The organism is Lacisediminimonas profundi, from assembly GCF_008831265.1.
Lineage (GTDB): Bacteria > Pseudomonadota > Gammaproteobacteria > Burkholderiales > Burkholderiaceae_D > Lacisediminimonas > Lacisediminimonas profundi.
Map to the genome: position 1 here is coordinate 853,119 of NZ_VTTH01000001.1, position 14,680 is coordinate 867,798.

Annotated in this window: 11 protein-coding genes; 3 read left to right on the forward strand and 8 right to left on the reverse strand. The window is 63.5% G+C overall.

Annotated features, from left to right (window positions below):
- Nucleotides 1–4: 4 nt before the first annotated feature.
- The 6 genes from FVE66_RS03870 to urtA form a co-directional block, all read right to left on the reverse strand.
- Entirely contained in the window at nt 5–880 is an 876-nt protein-coding gene (locus tag FVE66_RS03870) for an urease accessory protein UreD (RefSeq protein WP_151446047.1), read from the reverse strand.
- 8 nt (nt 881–888) lie between these two features.
- Nucleotides 889–1,587 carry an urea ABC transporter ATP-binding subunit UrtE gene (urtE, locus tag FVE66_RS03875; protein ID WP_151446048.1) on the reverse strand — a complete coding sequence of 233 codons (699 nt, stop codon included), beginning with the start codon at nt 1,585–1,587 and terminating at the stop codon, nt 889–891.
- 27 nt (nt 1,588–1,614) lie between these two features.
- Nucleotides 1,615–2,457 (reverse strand): urea ABC transporter ATP-binding protein UrtD, encoded by an 843-nt coding sequence (urtD, locus tag FVE66_RS03880; protein WP_151446049.1) that lies wholly within the window; start codon nt 2,455–2,457, stop codon nt 1,615–1,617.
- The gene (gene urtC, locus FVE66_RS03885) at nt 2,454–3,521 is read right to left on the reverse strand and encodes an urea ABC transporter permease subunit UrtC (RefSeq protein WP_151446406.1); all 1,068 of its coding nucleotides are present in this window, start codon (nt 3,519–3,521) and stop codon (nt 2,454–2,456) included. The genes urtD and urtC overlap by 4 nt, the downstream gene beginning before the upstream one ends.
- Nucleotides 3,522–3,622: 101 nt before the next feature.
- A complete protein-coding gene (gene urtB / locus FVE66_RS03890) occupies nt 3,623–5,227 on the reverse strand; it encodes an urea ABC transporter permease subunit UrtB (RefSeq protein WP_151446050.1) in 1,605 nt (534 codons plus the stop codon).
- Nucleotides 5,228–5,456: 229 nt separating this feature from the next.
- Nucleotides 5,457–6,710 (reverse strand): urea ABC transporter substrate-binding protein, encoded by a 1,254-nt coding sequence (gene urtA / locus FVE66_RS03895; protein ID WP_151446051.1) that lies wholly within the window; start codon nt 6,708–6,710, stop codon nt 5,457–5,459.
- A gap of 373 nt (nt 6,711–7,083) precedes the next feature.
- Between urtA and FVE66_RS03900 the strand changes: the two genes are divergently transcribed.
- On the forward strand, nt 7,084–9,606 hold the full coding sequence (locus FVE66_RS03900; RefSeq protein WP_151446052.1) for a DUF349 domain-containing protein: 2,523 nt from the start codon (nt 7,084–7,086) through the stop codon (nt 9,604–9,606).
- A 60-nt stretch (nt 9,607–9,666) separates the two neighbouring features.
- On the opposite strand, the gene FVE66_RS03905 is transcribed toward FVE66_RS03900, so the two are convergent.
- Entirely contained in the window at nt 9,667–10,785 is a 1,119-nt protein-coding gene (locus FVE66_RS03905; RefSeq protein ID WP_206668707.1) for an ABC transporter ATP-binding protein, read from the reverse strand.
- A gap of 124 nt (nt 10,786–10,909) precedes the next feature.
- Between FVE66_RS03905 and FVE66_RS03910 the strand changes: the two genes are divergently transcribed.
- Both FVE66_RS03910 and FVE66_RS03915 read left to right on the forward strand, forming a co-directional pair.
- Nucleotides 10,910–12,601 carry an ABC transporter permease gene (locus tag FVE66_RS03910; RefSeq protein ID WP_151446053.1) on the forward strand — a complete coding sequence of 564 codons (1,692 nt, stop codon included), beginning with the start codon at nt 10,910–10,912 and terminating at the stop codon, nt 12,599–12,601.
- Nucleotides 12,602–12,995: 394 nt separating this feature from the next.
- Entirely contained in the window at nt 12,996–13,943 is a 948-nt protein-coding gene (locus FVE66_RS03915) for a histone deacetylase family protein (RefSeq protein ID WP_421828985.1), read from the forward strand.
- A 62-nt stretch (nt 13,944–14,005) separates the two neighbouring features.
- On the opposite strand, the gene FVE66_RS03920 is transcribed toward FVE66_RS03915, so the two are convergent.
- Nucleotides 14,006–14,500 (reverse strand): hypothetical protein, encoded by a 495-nt coding sequence (locus FVE66_RS03920; protein ID WP_151446055.1) that lies wholly within the window; start codon nt 14,498–14,500, stop codon nt 14,006–14,008.
- Between the last annotated feature and the right edge of the window lie 180 nt (nt 14,501–14,680).

The window sequence follows — 14,680 nt, forward strand, 5'->3', positions numbered from 1 at the left end:
GTATTCAGGTATTCCAGATGCGGGGCGTGATGCCGGGATGGCCGAGCAGCGCCGGGCGCAGGTGGCGCCATGCGGCCAGCATGGCATGGCGCGCAGCTTCGCTGCTGTTGCCGATGTAGCGTGCGACCAGCACTTGCTTGAGCTGGGTGACGCCGAAGCCCGGCGCCAGCGGCTCCAGCTCTTCGCGTAATTGCTGCAGCAGGGCGGCCGGCGCCGGCTTGCCGGCTGCAATCAGCGTCGCGCAGACGCTGTTGCCGGCCATGCCCACCGTGCTGCTCATTGCCCGCGCGCCCGCCTGCAGCCGGCCTTGTTCGAACCAGATCAGCTTGCCATCGCGGCGGATGCGCGTTCGCTGCGCCACGCTGCCGGACTCGAAACGCTCGCCGGAGGCGGTACGGCCCAGGCACAGGATTTCGCAGCCGATATAGCTTGCATGCGCAGCCAGTGAAATCTCGCTGTCCAGTTCGACTTGCGCGGCCTCGAAGAAGATGGTTTCCTGCGGCATCCATTCCAGCGATGCATGCGGACCGACCTCCATGCGCAATTGCTGACGCGAGGTGCGGCCATTGGCGCGATACCACTTGGCGGCGCCGGGCGACGCAATGAATGCGCTGGCATTGGCGCCTACTTCAAGTTCGACCGACAGCCGGTCGCCGCCGACGATGCCGCCGGGCGGATGAACGATGATGGCATGACAGACCGCTGGCGATTCCGGGTAGAGCGGCTTCTGCACCCGCAAGGGGCCGCTGTGCCGGCGTTCCACAAGACGGGTGGTGCCGTGGTCGTCGGCAAAGCCCAGCGTCAGGTGCGCCTGCCAGGGCTCGGACTGGCGGGCAATGGCAGCGGGCGGGCCCGGCTCGAATGCGGTCTCTCGTTTCATCGTAAAAACTATACTGCCAGGTGTCGCTTCACGTTCTCGCTATTCATCTGCGCCTGCAGGCCTGTGGCCACTACTTCACCGCGTGACAGCACGACGAATTTATCGGCCAGCGCTTGCGCGAAATCGAAGTATTGCTCGCACAGAAGGATCGCCATGTCGCCGCGCTCGCGCAGCAGGCGGATCACACGCTCGATATCCTTGATGATGGACGGCTGTATGCCCTCGGTCGGTTCATCCAGGATGATCAGGCTGGGCTCGGCCAGCAGCGCGCGCGCAATAGCCAGCTGCTGTTGCTGGCCACCCGACAGGTCGCCACCGCGCCGCCCCAGCATCTCCTTGAGCACCGGAAACAGTTCATAGACCTCGCCTTTGATGGTCGATGCCTTGCGTCCTGGCATGCACGCCATGCCCATCAGCAGGTTTTCCTCGACCGTCAGGCGGGCAAAGATTTCACGGCCCTGCGGAACATAGGCGATTCCCAGCGCCGCCCGCTGGTGCGGCTTGAGCCTGGTGATGTCGTGGCCGCCGAACCGGACCTGGCCGCTGGCGGTCGGCAGCACGCCCGTCAGGCATTTGAGCAGCGTGGTCTTGCCCACGCCGTTGCGACCCAGCAGTGTCAGGCATTCGCCTTTTTCCACATTGAGAGAAACGCCGCGCAGCGTGTGGGAGGAGCCGTAGTACTGGTTCAGGTCGCTGACATTGAGCATGATGTTGTTCTCGTTCTGTTCTATGGGCTAGCGGCCGAGGTAGACCTCGATTACCCGCTCGTCCGACTGGACCTGCTGCATGTTTCCTTCCGCCAGCACCGAGCCTTCATGCAGCACGGTCACCTTGCCGTCGCGGGCAATTTCCTCGACAAAAGCCATGTCGTGTTCGACCACCATGATCGAATGCTTGCCGCGCAGTTCGTTCAGCAATTCCGCAGTGCGTGCGGTCTCCGCGTCCGACATGCCGGCCACCGGCTCATCGAGCAGCAGCAGTTGCGGCTCCTGCATCAGCAGCATGCCGATCTCCAGCCATTGCTTCTGGCCGTGCGACAGCAAACCGGCCAGGCGCTGTTCCTGGCCCTGCAGGCGGATCAGCTTCAGGATTTCGTCGATCTTGCCTCTCTGCTCCGAGTTCAGCCTGAAGAAAAGGGTAGGACGCACCCGCTTGTTGGTCTTCATCGCCAGTTCCAGGTTCTCGAACACCGTGTGCTGCTCGAACACGGTCGGACGCTGGAACTTGCGGCCGATGCCGAAGTGCGCGATGTCGTACTCGGTCATCTGCGTCAGGTCCAGGGTCTGGCCGAACCATGCGGTGCCCGCGGTGGGGCGGGTCTTGCCGGTGATCACATCCATCATCGTGGTCTTGCCGGCGCCATTGGGGCCGATGATGCAACGCAGTTCGCCCACCGAGATGTCCAGCGACAGCTTGTTGAGCGCCTTGAAGCCGTCGAAGGACACGGTGATGTCATCCAGGTACAGGATCGCGCCGTGTGCAGTGTCGACGCCTTCCGGCTTGATGCGGCCGTATCCGGCCGCGCTGTCGCCGGGTTCGCTCTGGTAGCCCTGGTTGGGCTGCAGGACCTCGGTCATGGCTTCTCCTTGCGCAGCTTGCCGGCCAGGCCGAGCATGCCCTGCGGCATGAACAGCGTGACCAGGATGAACAGCAGGCCCAGCGCATACAGCCACAGGTCCGGGAATGCGCCGGTGAACCAGCTTTTCAGGCCGTTGACCGAGAACGCGCCGATGATGGGTCCAAGCAGCGTGCCGCGGCCGCCGACTGCGGCCCAGATCACCATTTCGATCGAGTTCGCCGGCGACATTTCGGAGGGATTGATGATGCCGACCTGCGGCACGTAGAGCGCGCCGGCGATGCCGCACAGGACTGCCGACAGGGTCCAGACGAACAGCTTGAAGTACAGCGGGTTGTAGCCGATGAACATCAGCCGCGACTCCGAGTCGCGCACTGCCTGCAGCACGCGGCCGAGCTTGGAGCGCACAATCCAGCGGCACAGCAGCAGCGAGCCGAGCAATGCCGCCAGCGTGACCAGGTACAGCACTGCCTTGGTGGAGGGCGCGGTGATGGTGAATCCGAGGATGCGCTTGAAATCGGTGAAGCCGTTGTTGCCGCCGAAGCCGGTGTCATTGCGGAAGAACAGCAGCATGAAGGCGAAGGTCATCGCCTGCGTGATGATCGAGAAGTACACGCCCTTGATGCGCGAGCGGAAGGCGAAGTAGCCGAAGATGAAGGCCAGCACGCCCGGCACCAGCACCACCAGCGCCATGCAATACCAGAAGTTGTCGGTGAAGTTCCAGTACCAGGGGTAGGTCTTCCAGTCGAGGAACACCATGAAGTCGGGCAAGGTGCTCTGGTAGACGCCGTCGCGGCCGATCGCGCGCATCAGGTACATGCCGTGGGCATAGCCGCCTAGTGCGAAGAACACGCCGTGGCCCAGTGAAAGAATGCCGGTATAGCCCCAGACCAGGTCGAGCGCGAGCGCCGCCATCGCGTAGCACATGAACTTGCCGATCAGCGCCACCGTGTAGCCGGATATGTGCAGCGCATGGCCGGCCGGGAAAGCCAGGTTCAGCAGCGGCAGCACGGCCAGTGCCAGGGTGCAGGCCGCGATCGCAATCCATGCGGGCCGGCTGAACATGCTTCCGTTCACGAGGCTGCCGCCGGCCGGCGCGGCCGGCACCGGACCGGTTGCCGCGCCCGGAGGGGTGGAAGATGCGGGGGACGCTGCTGGATGGGCACTCATTCGACGCTCCTGCCTTTCAGGGCAAACAGGCCCTGCGGACGTTTCTGGATGAAGATGATGATGAACACCAGGATCGCGATCTTGGCCAGCACGGCGCCAGCGACCGGCTCCAGGAACTTGTTGATCTCGCCCAGGCCGAACGCGGCGATGACAGTGCCGGCCAATTGGCCAACCCCGCCCAGTACCACCACCATGAAGGAATCGACGATATACGCCTGGCCCAGGTCGGGGCCGACGTTACCCAGTTGCGACAGCGCGACACCGCCCAGCCCGGCAATGCCGGAGCCGAGGCCGAAGGTCATCATGTCGATGCGTCCGGTCGGCACGCCGACGCAGTCCGCCATACGCCGGTTCTGCGTCACGGCCCGCACGAAAAGGCCGAGGCGGGTCTTGTTCAGGATCAGCCAGACGGCAACCACCACGCACATCGCAAACAGGATGATGACGATCCGGTTCCACGACAGCACCAGGCTGTCCAGCACGGTAATGCCGCCCGACATCCAGCTCGGATTGGAGACTTCGACGTTCTGGGCGCCGAAGATGGAGCGTACCGACTGCATCAGCACCAGGCTGATGCCCCAGGTGGCGAGCAGTGTTTCAAGTGGACGCCCGTACAGCCAGCGGATCACGGTGCGCTCCAGCAGGATGCCGATCGCCGCGGCAACCAGGAAGGCGGCGGGCAGGGCGACCACCAGGTACAGGTCGATCGAGTCCGGCATGAACTTGCGGAACATCGTCTGGCAGACGTAGGTGGTGTAGGCGCCGATCATCAGCAGCTCGCCGTGCGCCATGTTGATGATGCCCATCAGGCCGAATGTGATCGCCAGCCCCAGCGCCGCCAGCAACAGCACGCTGCCGAGCGAGACCCCGTAGAACAGGTTGCCGATGAATTCGGTGCGCGCCAGGCGGCCGTTGATGTTGTTGAGCGTCGCGACCGCAGCCAGGCGGACCGATTCGTCCGCTTCCATGTAAGTGCCGTCCGGATTTTTCTTCAGCATTTTTTCCAGTACCGGCTTCAGGCTGGCATTGCTGCTGCCGGCCAGCGACACCACCGCCGCGCGTCGCAGCGCGGCATCCGGGGACTGCAGGTTGACGGTTGCTGCCGCCAGTTGCAGCGTGGCCTTGATACCCGGGTCGGCTTCTTTCTCCAGCGCCTTGTTGATCAGGGGCGCCTGGGCCGGGTCGATGTTCTTCAGCAGCGCGGCCGCGGCTGCGCGCCTCTGGGCGGCGTCAGGCGATAGCAATTGCAGGCCCGAGAGCGCACTGTCGACGGCAGCCCGCAAGCGGTTGTTGACGGTCACGGTGTCGATGCCATCGGGCGCGTTGGCGGTCTTGCCGGTCGCAGGATCCCAGGCCTTGTTGTCCTCGACCACCAGCACCTGTCCTTCGGGCGTGGCGAACAGCACATCGTCTTTCAGCGCGTTCAGCACCTTCAGCGCATCCTCGTTGGCCAGCGCGGCAATCTTGCCGATCGCTTCCACGCGCGCATCCGGGTCATCTCCGGCCAGCGGCTTGAGCAAGGCCGGATCGATGGCAGCATGGGCCAGTGCGGCGCAGGCAAGCAGGGCGGCGCAGGCAATGATTTTTTTCAGCTGTTTCATGTTGTGGCGCTTTCTGCTGATGTCTGCCGGGACTTGGTGGCAGCCTTGCGGCCAAGCTTGCGGGCAAAGGTTGCGGGCAAAAGCGGCTGGCAAATGCGGCTGGCAAATGCGGCTGGCAAAAGAGGCGGGCAAAAAAAAGCCGGTGCGTGGAGAACGTAGGCAACCACGCCCCGGCGTTTGCTACATGCCTTGGAAATCCTCCCCGGCGAACTGCGGGTAGGCCGCCCCATTACATGTTTTGCTTGCCTTCGTTACCAGCGATGAACGGGCTCCATGGCTGGGCGCGCACCGGCTGCTTGGTCTTCCATACCACCTTGAACTGACCGTCGCCCTTGATCTCGCCGATCATGACCGGCTTGTGCAAGTGGTGATTGGTCTTGTCCATCGTCAGCGTGAAGCCGGACGGCGACTTGAAGGTCTGGCCGCCCATCGCCGCGATCACCTTGTCGGTATCGGTCGACTTGGCTTTTTCCACTGCCTGCTTCCACATGTGGATGCCGACATAGGTGGCTTCCATCGGGTCGTTGGTCACGACCGTGTTCGCGTTCGGCAGCTTCTTGGCCTTGGCGTAGGCTTTCCATTGCTTGATGAAGGCGTCATTGACCGGGCTCTTCACCGACTGGAAGTAGTTCCAGGCGGCGAGGTGGCCGAGCAGCGGCTTGGTATCGACGCCGCGCAATTCCTCTTCACCCACCGAGAACGCCACCACTGGCACATCGGTTGCCTTCAGGCCGGCGTTGCCCAGTTCCTTGTAGAAAGGAACGTTGGAGTCGCCATTGATGGTGGAGATGACGGCAGTTTTGCCGCCGGCCGCGAACTTCTTGATGTTGGCGACGATGGTCTGGTAATCGGAATGGCCGAATGGGGTGTAGACCTCGTCGATGTCGCTTTCCTTGACGCCCTTGGACTTCAGGAATGCGCGCAGGATCTTGTTGGTGGTGCGCGGATAGACGTAGTCAGTGCCCAGCAGCACGAAGCGCTTGGCGCCGCCGCCGTCCTTGGACATCAGGTACTCGACCGCCGGAATCGCTTGCTGGTTGGGCGCCGCACCGGTGTAGAACACGTTCTTTTCCAGTTCCTCGCCTTCATATTGCACCGGATAGAACAGCAGGTTGTTGGTTTCCTTGAAAACCGGCAGCACCGACTTGCGCGATACCGAAGTCCAGCATCCGAACACGACGGAGACCTTGTCCTGGCTGATCAGCTGGCGCGCTTTCTCTGCGAAAAGCGGCCAATTGGAGGCCGGATCGACCACCACGGCTTCCAGTTTCTTGCCCAGTACGCCGCCCTTGGCGTTGATCTCGTCAATGGTCATCAGCGCGACGTCTTTCAGCGAGGTCTCGGAAATGGCCATGGTGCCGGACAGCGAATGCAGAATGCCAACCTTGATGGTGTCGGCGGCAATTGCGCTGGGGAGCCAGGCAGCAGTAACCAGGGCGAGAGCGCCTGCGGCTGTCGCTTTCAATGCGGTACGTCGGGACATAGAAACTCCTGTTGTATCAATTAGGGAGGGGGTATTGCGGTGACTCGCAGCAATCGTTAGCAGGGATTGTGCCAACGCTAACAAGAGGCAGTGCATCAGCAGATGGTGGCCAATGCTTCGTGGCGGTGCGGGATTGCCCCGCAATAGTGCTGGCCGCGATGTCTTGATCTGCGATGGTGCGTTATCAGTCCTGCCACAGCGCCTGTGTGCTTGGTATGATTGCGTTCGCTGTGGACCTCGCCGCCGGCCTTGTTGTCGGCGTCCTTGTTCACGTCGGTGTTTGTTTCGCTGTTGTTTCGCGGTTGCTTCACTGTTTACTTCTTAATTCCCGCTGCCTGGCAGTCCTGCTCCTTGCGCCTGAAGTGCTTCCATCATGAATCCCAACGCAACCCCAGCCGCACATCCCGAAATGCCTCCCGAGCGCGTGCAAGCCCTTGAACAGGCCGAGCGCCTGCAGGACGAGACGCAGGCTGCCGATTTCCTGCTCCAGTGCCACTGGCCGGATGCGCGGCTCAAGGCTGCCGAGCTGATTCACTCCCGTGCGCTGCTTGAGCACGTGCTGGGGGCCGTGCGCAACAGCGACCGGCGTGTCGAGAAGCTGCTGCAGCAACGGCTCGATGTGCTGTCCGGGCGCGAAGCCGCGACTGGCCGCGGGCAGCGTGCCGTCGAGCATGCGCGCACGCTGGTCGAGGCAGCGTCGCTGCTGGTCAACCAGGTAGCCGACCTGGACCGTGAGTGGTCGCAGGTCGGGGACGCGCCGGATGCCGTGCGGGCAGAATTCGACGCGCTGCGCGAGCAGCTGCGTCAGCGCCTGGACGCGCACACCCGATTGCAGCACGCAGTGCGTGACCTGAGCGGGCGCTTGCAGCAGCTGATGGCAGATGCCGAGCCTTCCAGCCGCCTGCTGCCGCCCGATCAGGTGGCCGCAGCCCTTGACCGGCTGGAAGAGGAGATGGCCGCGTTGTGCGCCTCGGCCGAGGCGCCGTCGCTGCCCAAGCGCGTGCTGGCCGAATTCAAGCAGAAGCATGATGCGCTGCGCGCGGCGCTGGGATCCCTGGAACAACGGCATGCGGCGGTGACGGCACACGAGAAGATGCTGCTGGAGTGGGAGGCGCAGGATGTGGCGGCGCTGGATGTGGCGTCCATCAAGCAGCAGTGGCAGGCACTGCCGGCACTGATGCAGCAAGACAACGCGGGCCTGGAACAGCGCTTCCAGGCCCTGCTGGCGAAACTGGACGGCAGCCGCCAGTTGCAGGCAGCGGACGAGAACGAACGGCGGCGCCAGGCGCGCCTGCTGTTCAGTCTATCCATGGACGGGATGGAAGCGGCACTGAAAAACGGTGCATTGCAGGAAGCGGCCGAGCACGAGCACAAGCTGCGCGAGATGGATCTGCAGTTGGCGCGGTTGGGCGGCGACCAGAAGCTGCGTCTGCAAAACGCCCGTGCCGAACTGGGGCGCCTGCAGGGCTGGGCCAAGTGGGGCGGCAAGATGTCGCGCGATGAACTGTTGAAGACAGCCCAGGATCTGCCATCGCGATCGCTGTCAGTGGCCGAGCTTGCGAAGGAAGTCGGCGGCCTGCGCGAACGCTGGAAGGCGCTGGATGCCACTGCCGGCCCGGCGAGCAAGGAGGCATGGAAGAAGTTCGACAGTGCATGCACCACGGCCTACGCGCCGGCGGCCGAACACTTCAAGAAGCTGGCGCAGGAACGGCAAGACAACCTGGAGCGCGCCCGCGCCCTGGTTGCGGAGGTGCGCAGCCAGGCCGACTTGCTGGAGCAGGCCGGGCAGCGCGGTGCTGGTGCCGAGCCGGACTGGAAGTTGATCGCCGGGGTTTGCGACCGGGTGCAGCAACAATGGCGCCGCCTTGGCCCGGTCGACCGCAAGCCAAAGAAATCGCTCGATGCCGAGTTTGCCGAGGCTCTCGCCCGCCTGGCCAAGCCATTGGCGGTGCAGCAGGCGGCCGAAAAGAAAGAGCGCCAGCGCCTGATCGAGGCCGCTGCGGCAATCGACCCGGCCCAGCGCCGGGCGCCGGAAGAACTGCAGGAACTGCAGCAGCGCTGGCAGCAGCGGGCGCGGCACCTGCCGCTCGAACGGCATGACGAGCACGCGTTGTGGCAACGCTTTCGGGCCGCCTGCGACCAGCTGTTTGCAAAGCGCAAGCAGCATGTCAAATCCGCAGATGCCGAGCGCGGCGCCCACTTGCGTGAACGCGAGGCATTGTGCGAGCGGCTCGAAGCGGCGCAGAACGAAAAGCCCGAAGCAATCCGCAACCTGCTGCGCGAGGTCCGGACCGCGTGGGCCAAATCGGGCGAGGTGCCAAGGGCCGTGCAACGCCAGATAGATACGAGGTTCGAGCGTGCGGTGGCGGCACTGCAAAAGCGGCTCGACGACGGCGAGCGCAGCGCCCGGCAAATGCGCGGCGAACTGCTGGCGCAGCGTTTCGGCCTGTGCCTGCAACTCGAACGCGCCGTAGCCAGCGGCGAGGGTGGCAGCGATGCTGCCGCGCTGGCCGAACAGGCACGCGCAGCACGCGCGGATTGGGAACGCCTGGCGCCGGCATCGAATGATGCCGAGCGCGCACTGGCCGCGCGCTTTGAACAGGATCTGGCGGCGCTGGCCGCACAGGATCAGTCTCGGGTGGCCCAGCTGCGCCGCAACCTGCCCTTGCTGTCGCACGACTTGCTGCGCGCGGAAATCCTGCTCGGCATCGACAGCCCGCCGGCCCTTTCGCGCGAGCGGCTGAAGGTTCAGGTGGAGGTGCTGCAGTCGTCCTTGAAATCGGGAGAAAAACCGCTCGCGCCGCACAGCTTGCTGCTGCGTATGTGCGAGCTGCCGGCCCCGCTCGATGCGCAGGACGAGGCGCGGCTGCGCGCGGTGGCGAACCGGCTAGCCTGAAAGACGGGTAAAAGTCAGGTGAAAAGGCGCCGGACCCGCTGATCCAGGGGCGGACCGTCGTCAGGCACCGCGCGCCGGCGCTGTTGACGGGAAGGTCACCACATGATCGGCGGCCAACCGGATGCCGATCTTGTCGCCGATCGCATGGTCATGATGCGAGGGCACCAGCGCCAGCACGGTCTGGCCGCTGGGCAGCTTGAGCGTGTAGAGAAACTGGGCGCCGCGGAAAGCCTTGCGCACCACTTCGGCCTGCAGCGGGCTGCTGTCGTCATACAGCACATCGTCCGCGCGCAGCAGCACGTCGACCTGCGGCGCGTCCTTGCCGTCGGTCGAGCAGTACTCCATGCCTTGCCACAGCGGCAGCGAGCCCAGTTCTATGTTCACGCACTGCCTGCTGCGGTCCACGCTTCCTGTAGCGAACACGCCCTGTCCGATGAAGTCCGCGACAAAGCGGTCAGCAGGCTTGTGGTACAGGTTGTACGCCGTGTCCCACTGGACGATGCGGCCTGACTGCATCACCCCGATCTGGTCGGCGATGGCGAATGCCTCGTGCTGGTCATGCGTCACCAGCACCGCCGTGGTGCCCAGTTCTTTCAGGATGTCGCGCACCTCCCCGGCAAGCCGCTCGCGCAGGTCGATGTCGAGATTGGAGAATGGCTCGTCCAGCAGCAGCAATTGCGGCCGCGGCGCCAGTGCCCGCGCCAGCGCTACCCGCTGCTGCTGTCCACCGGACAATTCGTGGGGATATTTCGACGCATGGTTGCGAAGCCCGGCCATGGAGAGCAATTGCTGCACCCGATCCGCCCGCTCACCCGTTGACAGCTTGCGCAGCCCGAAGCCAACGTTTTCGGCCACCGAAAGGTGGGGGAACAAGGCGTAGTCCTGGAACACGACCCCGACATGCCGCGATTCCGGCGGCGCGGTGCTGCGGCTGTTGCTCAGCTCCTGTCCGCCAATCAGTATTCGCCCATCGATCAGGTTTTCGAAACCGGCGATGGCGCGCAGCACCGTCGTCTTGCCGCAGCCGGACGGGCCGAGCAGGCAGCCGATCTCGCCCCGCGGCAGCGAGAACGACAGCCCGTGCACTACCTCCTGCATCCGGTTGCCCAGGGTATATCCGACCCGGATCTGCTCGACGCTCAGGTGGATCGGCAATGAAAAATCAGTCATGTCGCGCATTCAAGTTGCTTGATGTTCGCTGGATTGTCGCTGGATCGTTGAATTAATGGCTCGCTTGCCCTGCTGATGATTATAATTCTCATTACGCTTGTGTCCGACTAACGGACGCGAAATCCCAGGAAATATGTCCGTCGATCGAACCTTGCAGCCGATTTCCCCCGCCAAACGCGCGATCGCCGTGCCACGCGCCCGCAGCGGCCTGGCGGGTGGACGCGTCCTGCTTGCCTTGTCGCTGCTGACCGCCTTGCTGGTCGGTGTGCCGGTGATGGGCGTACTGTCCAGCCTGTTCGCCGGCGCGCAGAGTGTCGGCACATTCTCGCATTTGTGGTCCACGGTCCTGCCAGAGTACTTGTTCAACACGGCGGCGATCGGGCTGATCGTGCTGCTGCTGGCCGCCGTTCTCGGCATCGGTTGTTCCTGGCTGGTGGCGGTATTCGAATTTCCCGGACGGCGCTGGCTTGAATGGGCGCTGGTGCTGCCGCTCGCAATGCCGGCCTATGTGGTCGCTTATGCATATACGGATTTCCTGCAATTTTCCGGCCCGGTACAAAGCGCGCTGCGTGAGCAGTTCGGCTGGCAGGCGGGACAGTACTGGTTTCCCGAGATTCGTTCGGTTGGCGGCGCCGGTCTGCTGTTTGCGCTGGTGCTGTATCCCTATGTGTACCTGCTGACCCGCAACGCCTTCCTCGAACGCAGTCCGCGGCTGTGGGATGCGGCGCGCACGCTGGGACGCGGCCCCTGGGGCATCTTCTTCAGCGTCAGCCTGCCGCTGGCCCGCCCGGCTGCGGTGGCCGGGCTGGCATTGGTGCTGATGGAAACGCTGGCCGATTACGGTGCCGTGGCTTATTTCGGCGTCCCGACCCTGACCGCTGGCATTTACAAGTCCTGGTATGCGTTTTCCGACCGCACGGCGGCTGCACAGATTGCGGCCGTCCTGATGATTTTCGTGGCAGTGCTGATGCTGCTGGAGCAGAAGAGCCGTGGCCGCGCGCGCTATTACTCGGCCGGCGGGCGGGCGGTCACGCACGTGCGCCGGCGACTGCAGGGCGGGGCGGCGTTCGCTTCGGTGTTGTTCTGCAGCGTGCCGCTGGTGTTCGGATTCATCCTGCCGCTGGCGATCCTGCTGCGCCTGTTGCTGCGCGAAGAAGCACTGGAGGCCAGCAGCCGTTATGCCGGCTGGTTGGTCAATACGGTAGTGGCGGCGACGGTCACGTCCTTGTGCGCAGTGCTGATTTGCATCGTGCTCGCCTATGCGGCCCGGGTGCTGCGCAGCCCGGTTCAGGGCGCGTGCAACCGGATCGTCAGCATGGGTTACGCAATCCCGGGCGCGGTCATCGCGGTCGGCATCCTGATTCCGCTGTCGCGCATCGATAACTGGTCGTCAGATCACGGCTGGCGCCTTGGGCTGGCGGGCAGCGTGATCGCCTTGGTCTACGCCTATCTGGTGCGCTTCCTGGCGGTGGCATACCAGAGCGTGCAGGCGGGGCTGGTAAAGATCACGCCATCGATGGATGCCAGCGCGCGCAGTCTCGGCCATGGCCTGCTGTCGATGTTGATGCGGGTGCATACGCCGCTGCTGTGGCGCAGCGTGCTGAGCGCGGCCTTGCTGGTATTCGTCGATGTGGTGAAAGAATTGCCGGCGACGCTGACCGTGCGGCCCTTCAATTTCGATACGCTCGCGGTGGTGACTTATCAGCTTGCCGCCGACGAGCGCCTGGCCGAGGCCGCTTTGCCGGCCCTGACCATTGTGCTGATCGCTTTCGTGCCGGTGCTGTTGCTTGCCCGCGCCATCGCTGCCGGTCGCGATCGCCAGTAAGGGCGCTTCGCCAACCGGCCCGGATGCCCTGTTGCAGGGCTCGGCTTCATTACTGAAATTTCCTGAATTCGGGGGGCCAGTGCACTGAACGTCTCGGTTCAACACACTGGAATGCCGTCATGCATATCGGGTGCATGTACAGCATGGAACCAATAATATCGGCGCTGTGTTACGGCCGCATGACAGAACGCAAGAAGGGTGGCCGCAACGTCCACAGCGCGGTCCAGGCCTTGAGCTTAAGATGGTGGCGTTGCCGGCATTGCCGAAATTTCCGGCATTACAGAAAATGCCGGTACGACGACAAAGGTGATGCCACTGTTGCCGGACAGGACGGGAAAACGAGAGGGGCGCCGCACTTGCGGCTGCTTCCGATGACAGATGACCAGGAGACTTGATGAATACCTTGATTTACTCGCATGACGCTTGCCTTGAACATCGGCCGGGACCCGGGCATCCGGAATCGCCGGAGCGCTTGCGGGCCGTGCTGGCGGCCTTGCGCGCGCCGGAGTTCGCCGATCTGAAGTGGCGCGAAGCGCCATTGGGAACGCGCGAGCAGGTATTGCTGATCCACGATCCGGACTTCGTCGACCAGGTGCATGAAGCGTCGCCGCGCACCGGTTACGCGGCACTGGATGCTGGCGACACCGTAATGTCGCCAGGCTCGCTGGAGGCAGTCATGCGCTGCGTCGGCGCCGCCTGCGCAGCGGTCGACGACGTGATGAATGGCGATGCCGACAATGTGTTCTGCGCGACCCGTCCCTGCGGGCACCATGCGGAGCCGGACCGGGCGATGGGATTCTGCATTTTCAACCAGGCGGCGATCGCTGCGGCGTACGCGTGGGAGACTCACAAGCTGGAGCGTATCGCCGTCGTTGATTTCGACGTCCATCATGGTAACGGCACCCAGGCCGCGTTCTACGACCGGCCGGGGCTGTTCTATGCGTCCAGCCATCAGTCGCCGTTCTATCCGGGCACCGGCGCCCGCACCGAGACCGGCGTAGCAGACAATATCGTCAATGTTCCGCTGCCACGCGGCTGCGATTCAGCGTATTTCCGGGAAAAAATCGCGGCGGAAATGCTGCCAGCGATCAGACGTTTCAATCCGGAACTGCTGATCATTTCTGCCGGCTTCGATGCGCATTCGATGGACCCACTGGCCGGGCTGAATTTGCAGGACGACGATTACTACTGGATCACGCAGGAACTGGTGACGATAGCCAACGACTGTTGCGGCGGGAAGGTGGTGTCGATACTGGAGGGCGGGTACAGCCTGGACGCGCTGCAGACGGCGACGTCGGCGCATCTGCGCGCATTGACGGGGCGAGCGGCTGTAGCGGAATAGTCGGCACCGGGGGCGAAGTTCAATCCTTGCATTTTCCTGGCGGGGGCTGAACTTCTCCTCGGTCAGTCCCGCTTTTCCGGCGCCGGTTGGCTCGCTTGCGCAAACATTTCGATCGAACTGTCCACGACTTCGTATTTCGACAAGTCTTTCAGGTTCATCAGGCCTTCGCTGATGTACTGGTCCTTGTTCCCGGCCGGTTGCGGCGTTTCATTGATCGGAAAACGCCAGTACACCTTATCCAGTTCCAGCTCGCAAGTCTTGCGCACATGTTCGGCGAGACTTTTCTCGACGATATGCGAGAGCCGGAACCGCTTCATGGGTTCGGACTCCACCATCGCCGTGTAATTGTTGCTGCCCTCCAGGCGCGTCGCGGCAGCTGAAACCGATACGCCGCTTTTCCTGAAATAGTCGCGTATGGCAGCCGCGATATCGGCTGCACCCTGGTCAATATTCGGACCAGGAGCGGATGGTTTCAGGAACCGGCGAGCGAGCAGGGCGCCGAGCAATAGCGCGACTGCTGCAATCCCTGCGGTAGTCAGGTCAATCTGGGTGAACATTAAAATCTCGGATACGTTGGTTGCGCTGCATAGTCCGAATCTTACGTCATAACGCAGGCCTTAAAGCCAGGGAACTTCATGCTGCATTGCATGATGACGGCACGCCAACACTGGTGCAGAATGCGACGGCAGTCAAAAATCTATCCCAGAAGGGAAGGAGACACCGGTCCGCCGCGGCAA

What these genes read in the sequence shown, in the direction of transcription:
- FVE66_RS03870 (WP_151446047.1), bottom strand. Translation starts at nt 880, where the DNA reads ATGAAACGAGAGACCGCATTCGAGCCGGGCCCGCCCGCTGCCATTGCC.
- urtE (WP_151446048.1), bottom strand. Translation starts at nt 1,587, where the DNA reads ATGCTCAATGTCAGCGACCTGAACCAGTACTACGGCTCCTCCCACACG.
- urtD (WP_151446049.1), bottom strand. Translation starts at nt 2,457, where the DNA reads ATGACCGAGGTCCTGCAGCCCAACCAGGGCTACCAGAGCGAACCCGGC.
- urtC (WP_151446406.1), bottom strand. Translation starts at nt 3,521, where the DNA reads ATGTTCAGCCGGCCCGCATGGATTGCGATCGCGGCCTGCACCCTGGCA.
- urtB (WP_151446050.1), bottom strand. Translation starts at nt 5,227, where the DNA reads ATGAAACAGCTGAAAAAAATCATTGCCTGCGCCGCCCTGCTTGCCTGC.
- urtA (WP_151446051.1), bottom strand. Translation starts at nt 6,710, where the DNA reads ATGTCCCGACGTACCGCATTGAAAGCGACAGCCGCAGGCGCTCTCGCC.
- FVE66_RS03900 (WP_151446052.1), top strand. Translation starts at nt 7,084, where the DNA reads ATGAATCCCAACGCAACCCCAGCCGCACATCCCGAAATGCCTCCCGAG.
- FVE66_RS03905 (WP_206668707.1), bottom strand. Translation starts at nt 10,785, where the DNA reads ATGCGCGACATGACTGATTTTTCATTGCCGATCCACCTGAGCGTCGAG.
- FVE66_RS03910 (WP_151446053.1), top strand. Translation starts at nt 10,910, where the DNA reads ATGTCCGTCGATCGAACCTTGCAGCCGATTTCCCCCGCCAAACGCGCG.
- FVE66_RS03915 (WP_421828985.1), top strand. Translation starts at nt 12,996, where the DNA reads ATGAATACCTTGATTTACTCGCATGACGCTTGCCTTGAACATCGGCCG.
- FVE66_RS03920 (WP_151446055.1), bottom strand. Translation starts at nt 14,500, where the DNA reads ATGTTCACCCAGATTGACCTGACTACCGCAGGGATTGCAGCAGTCGCG.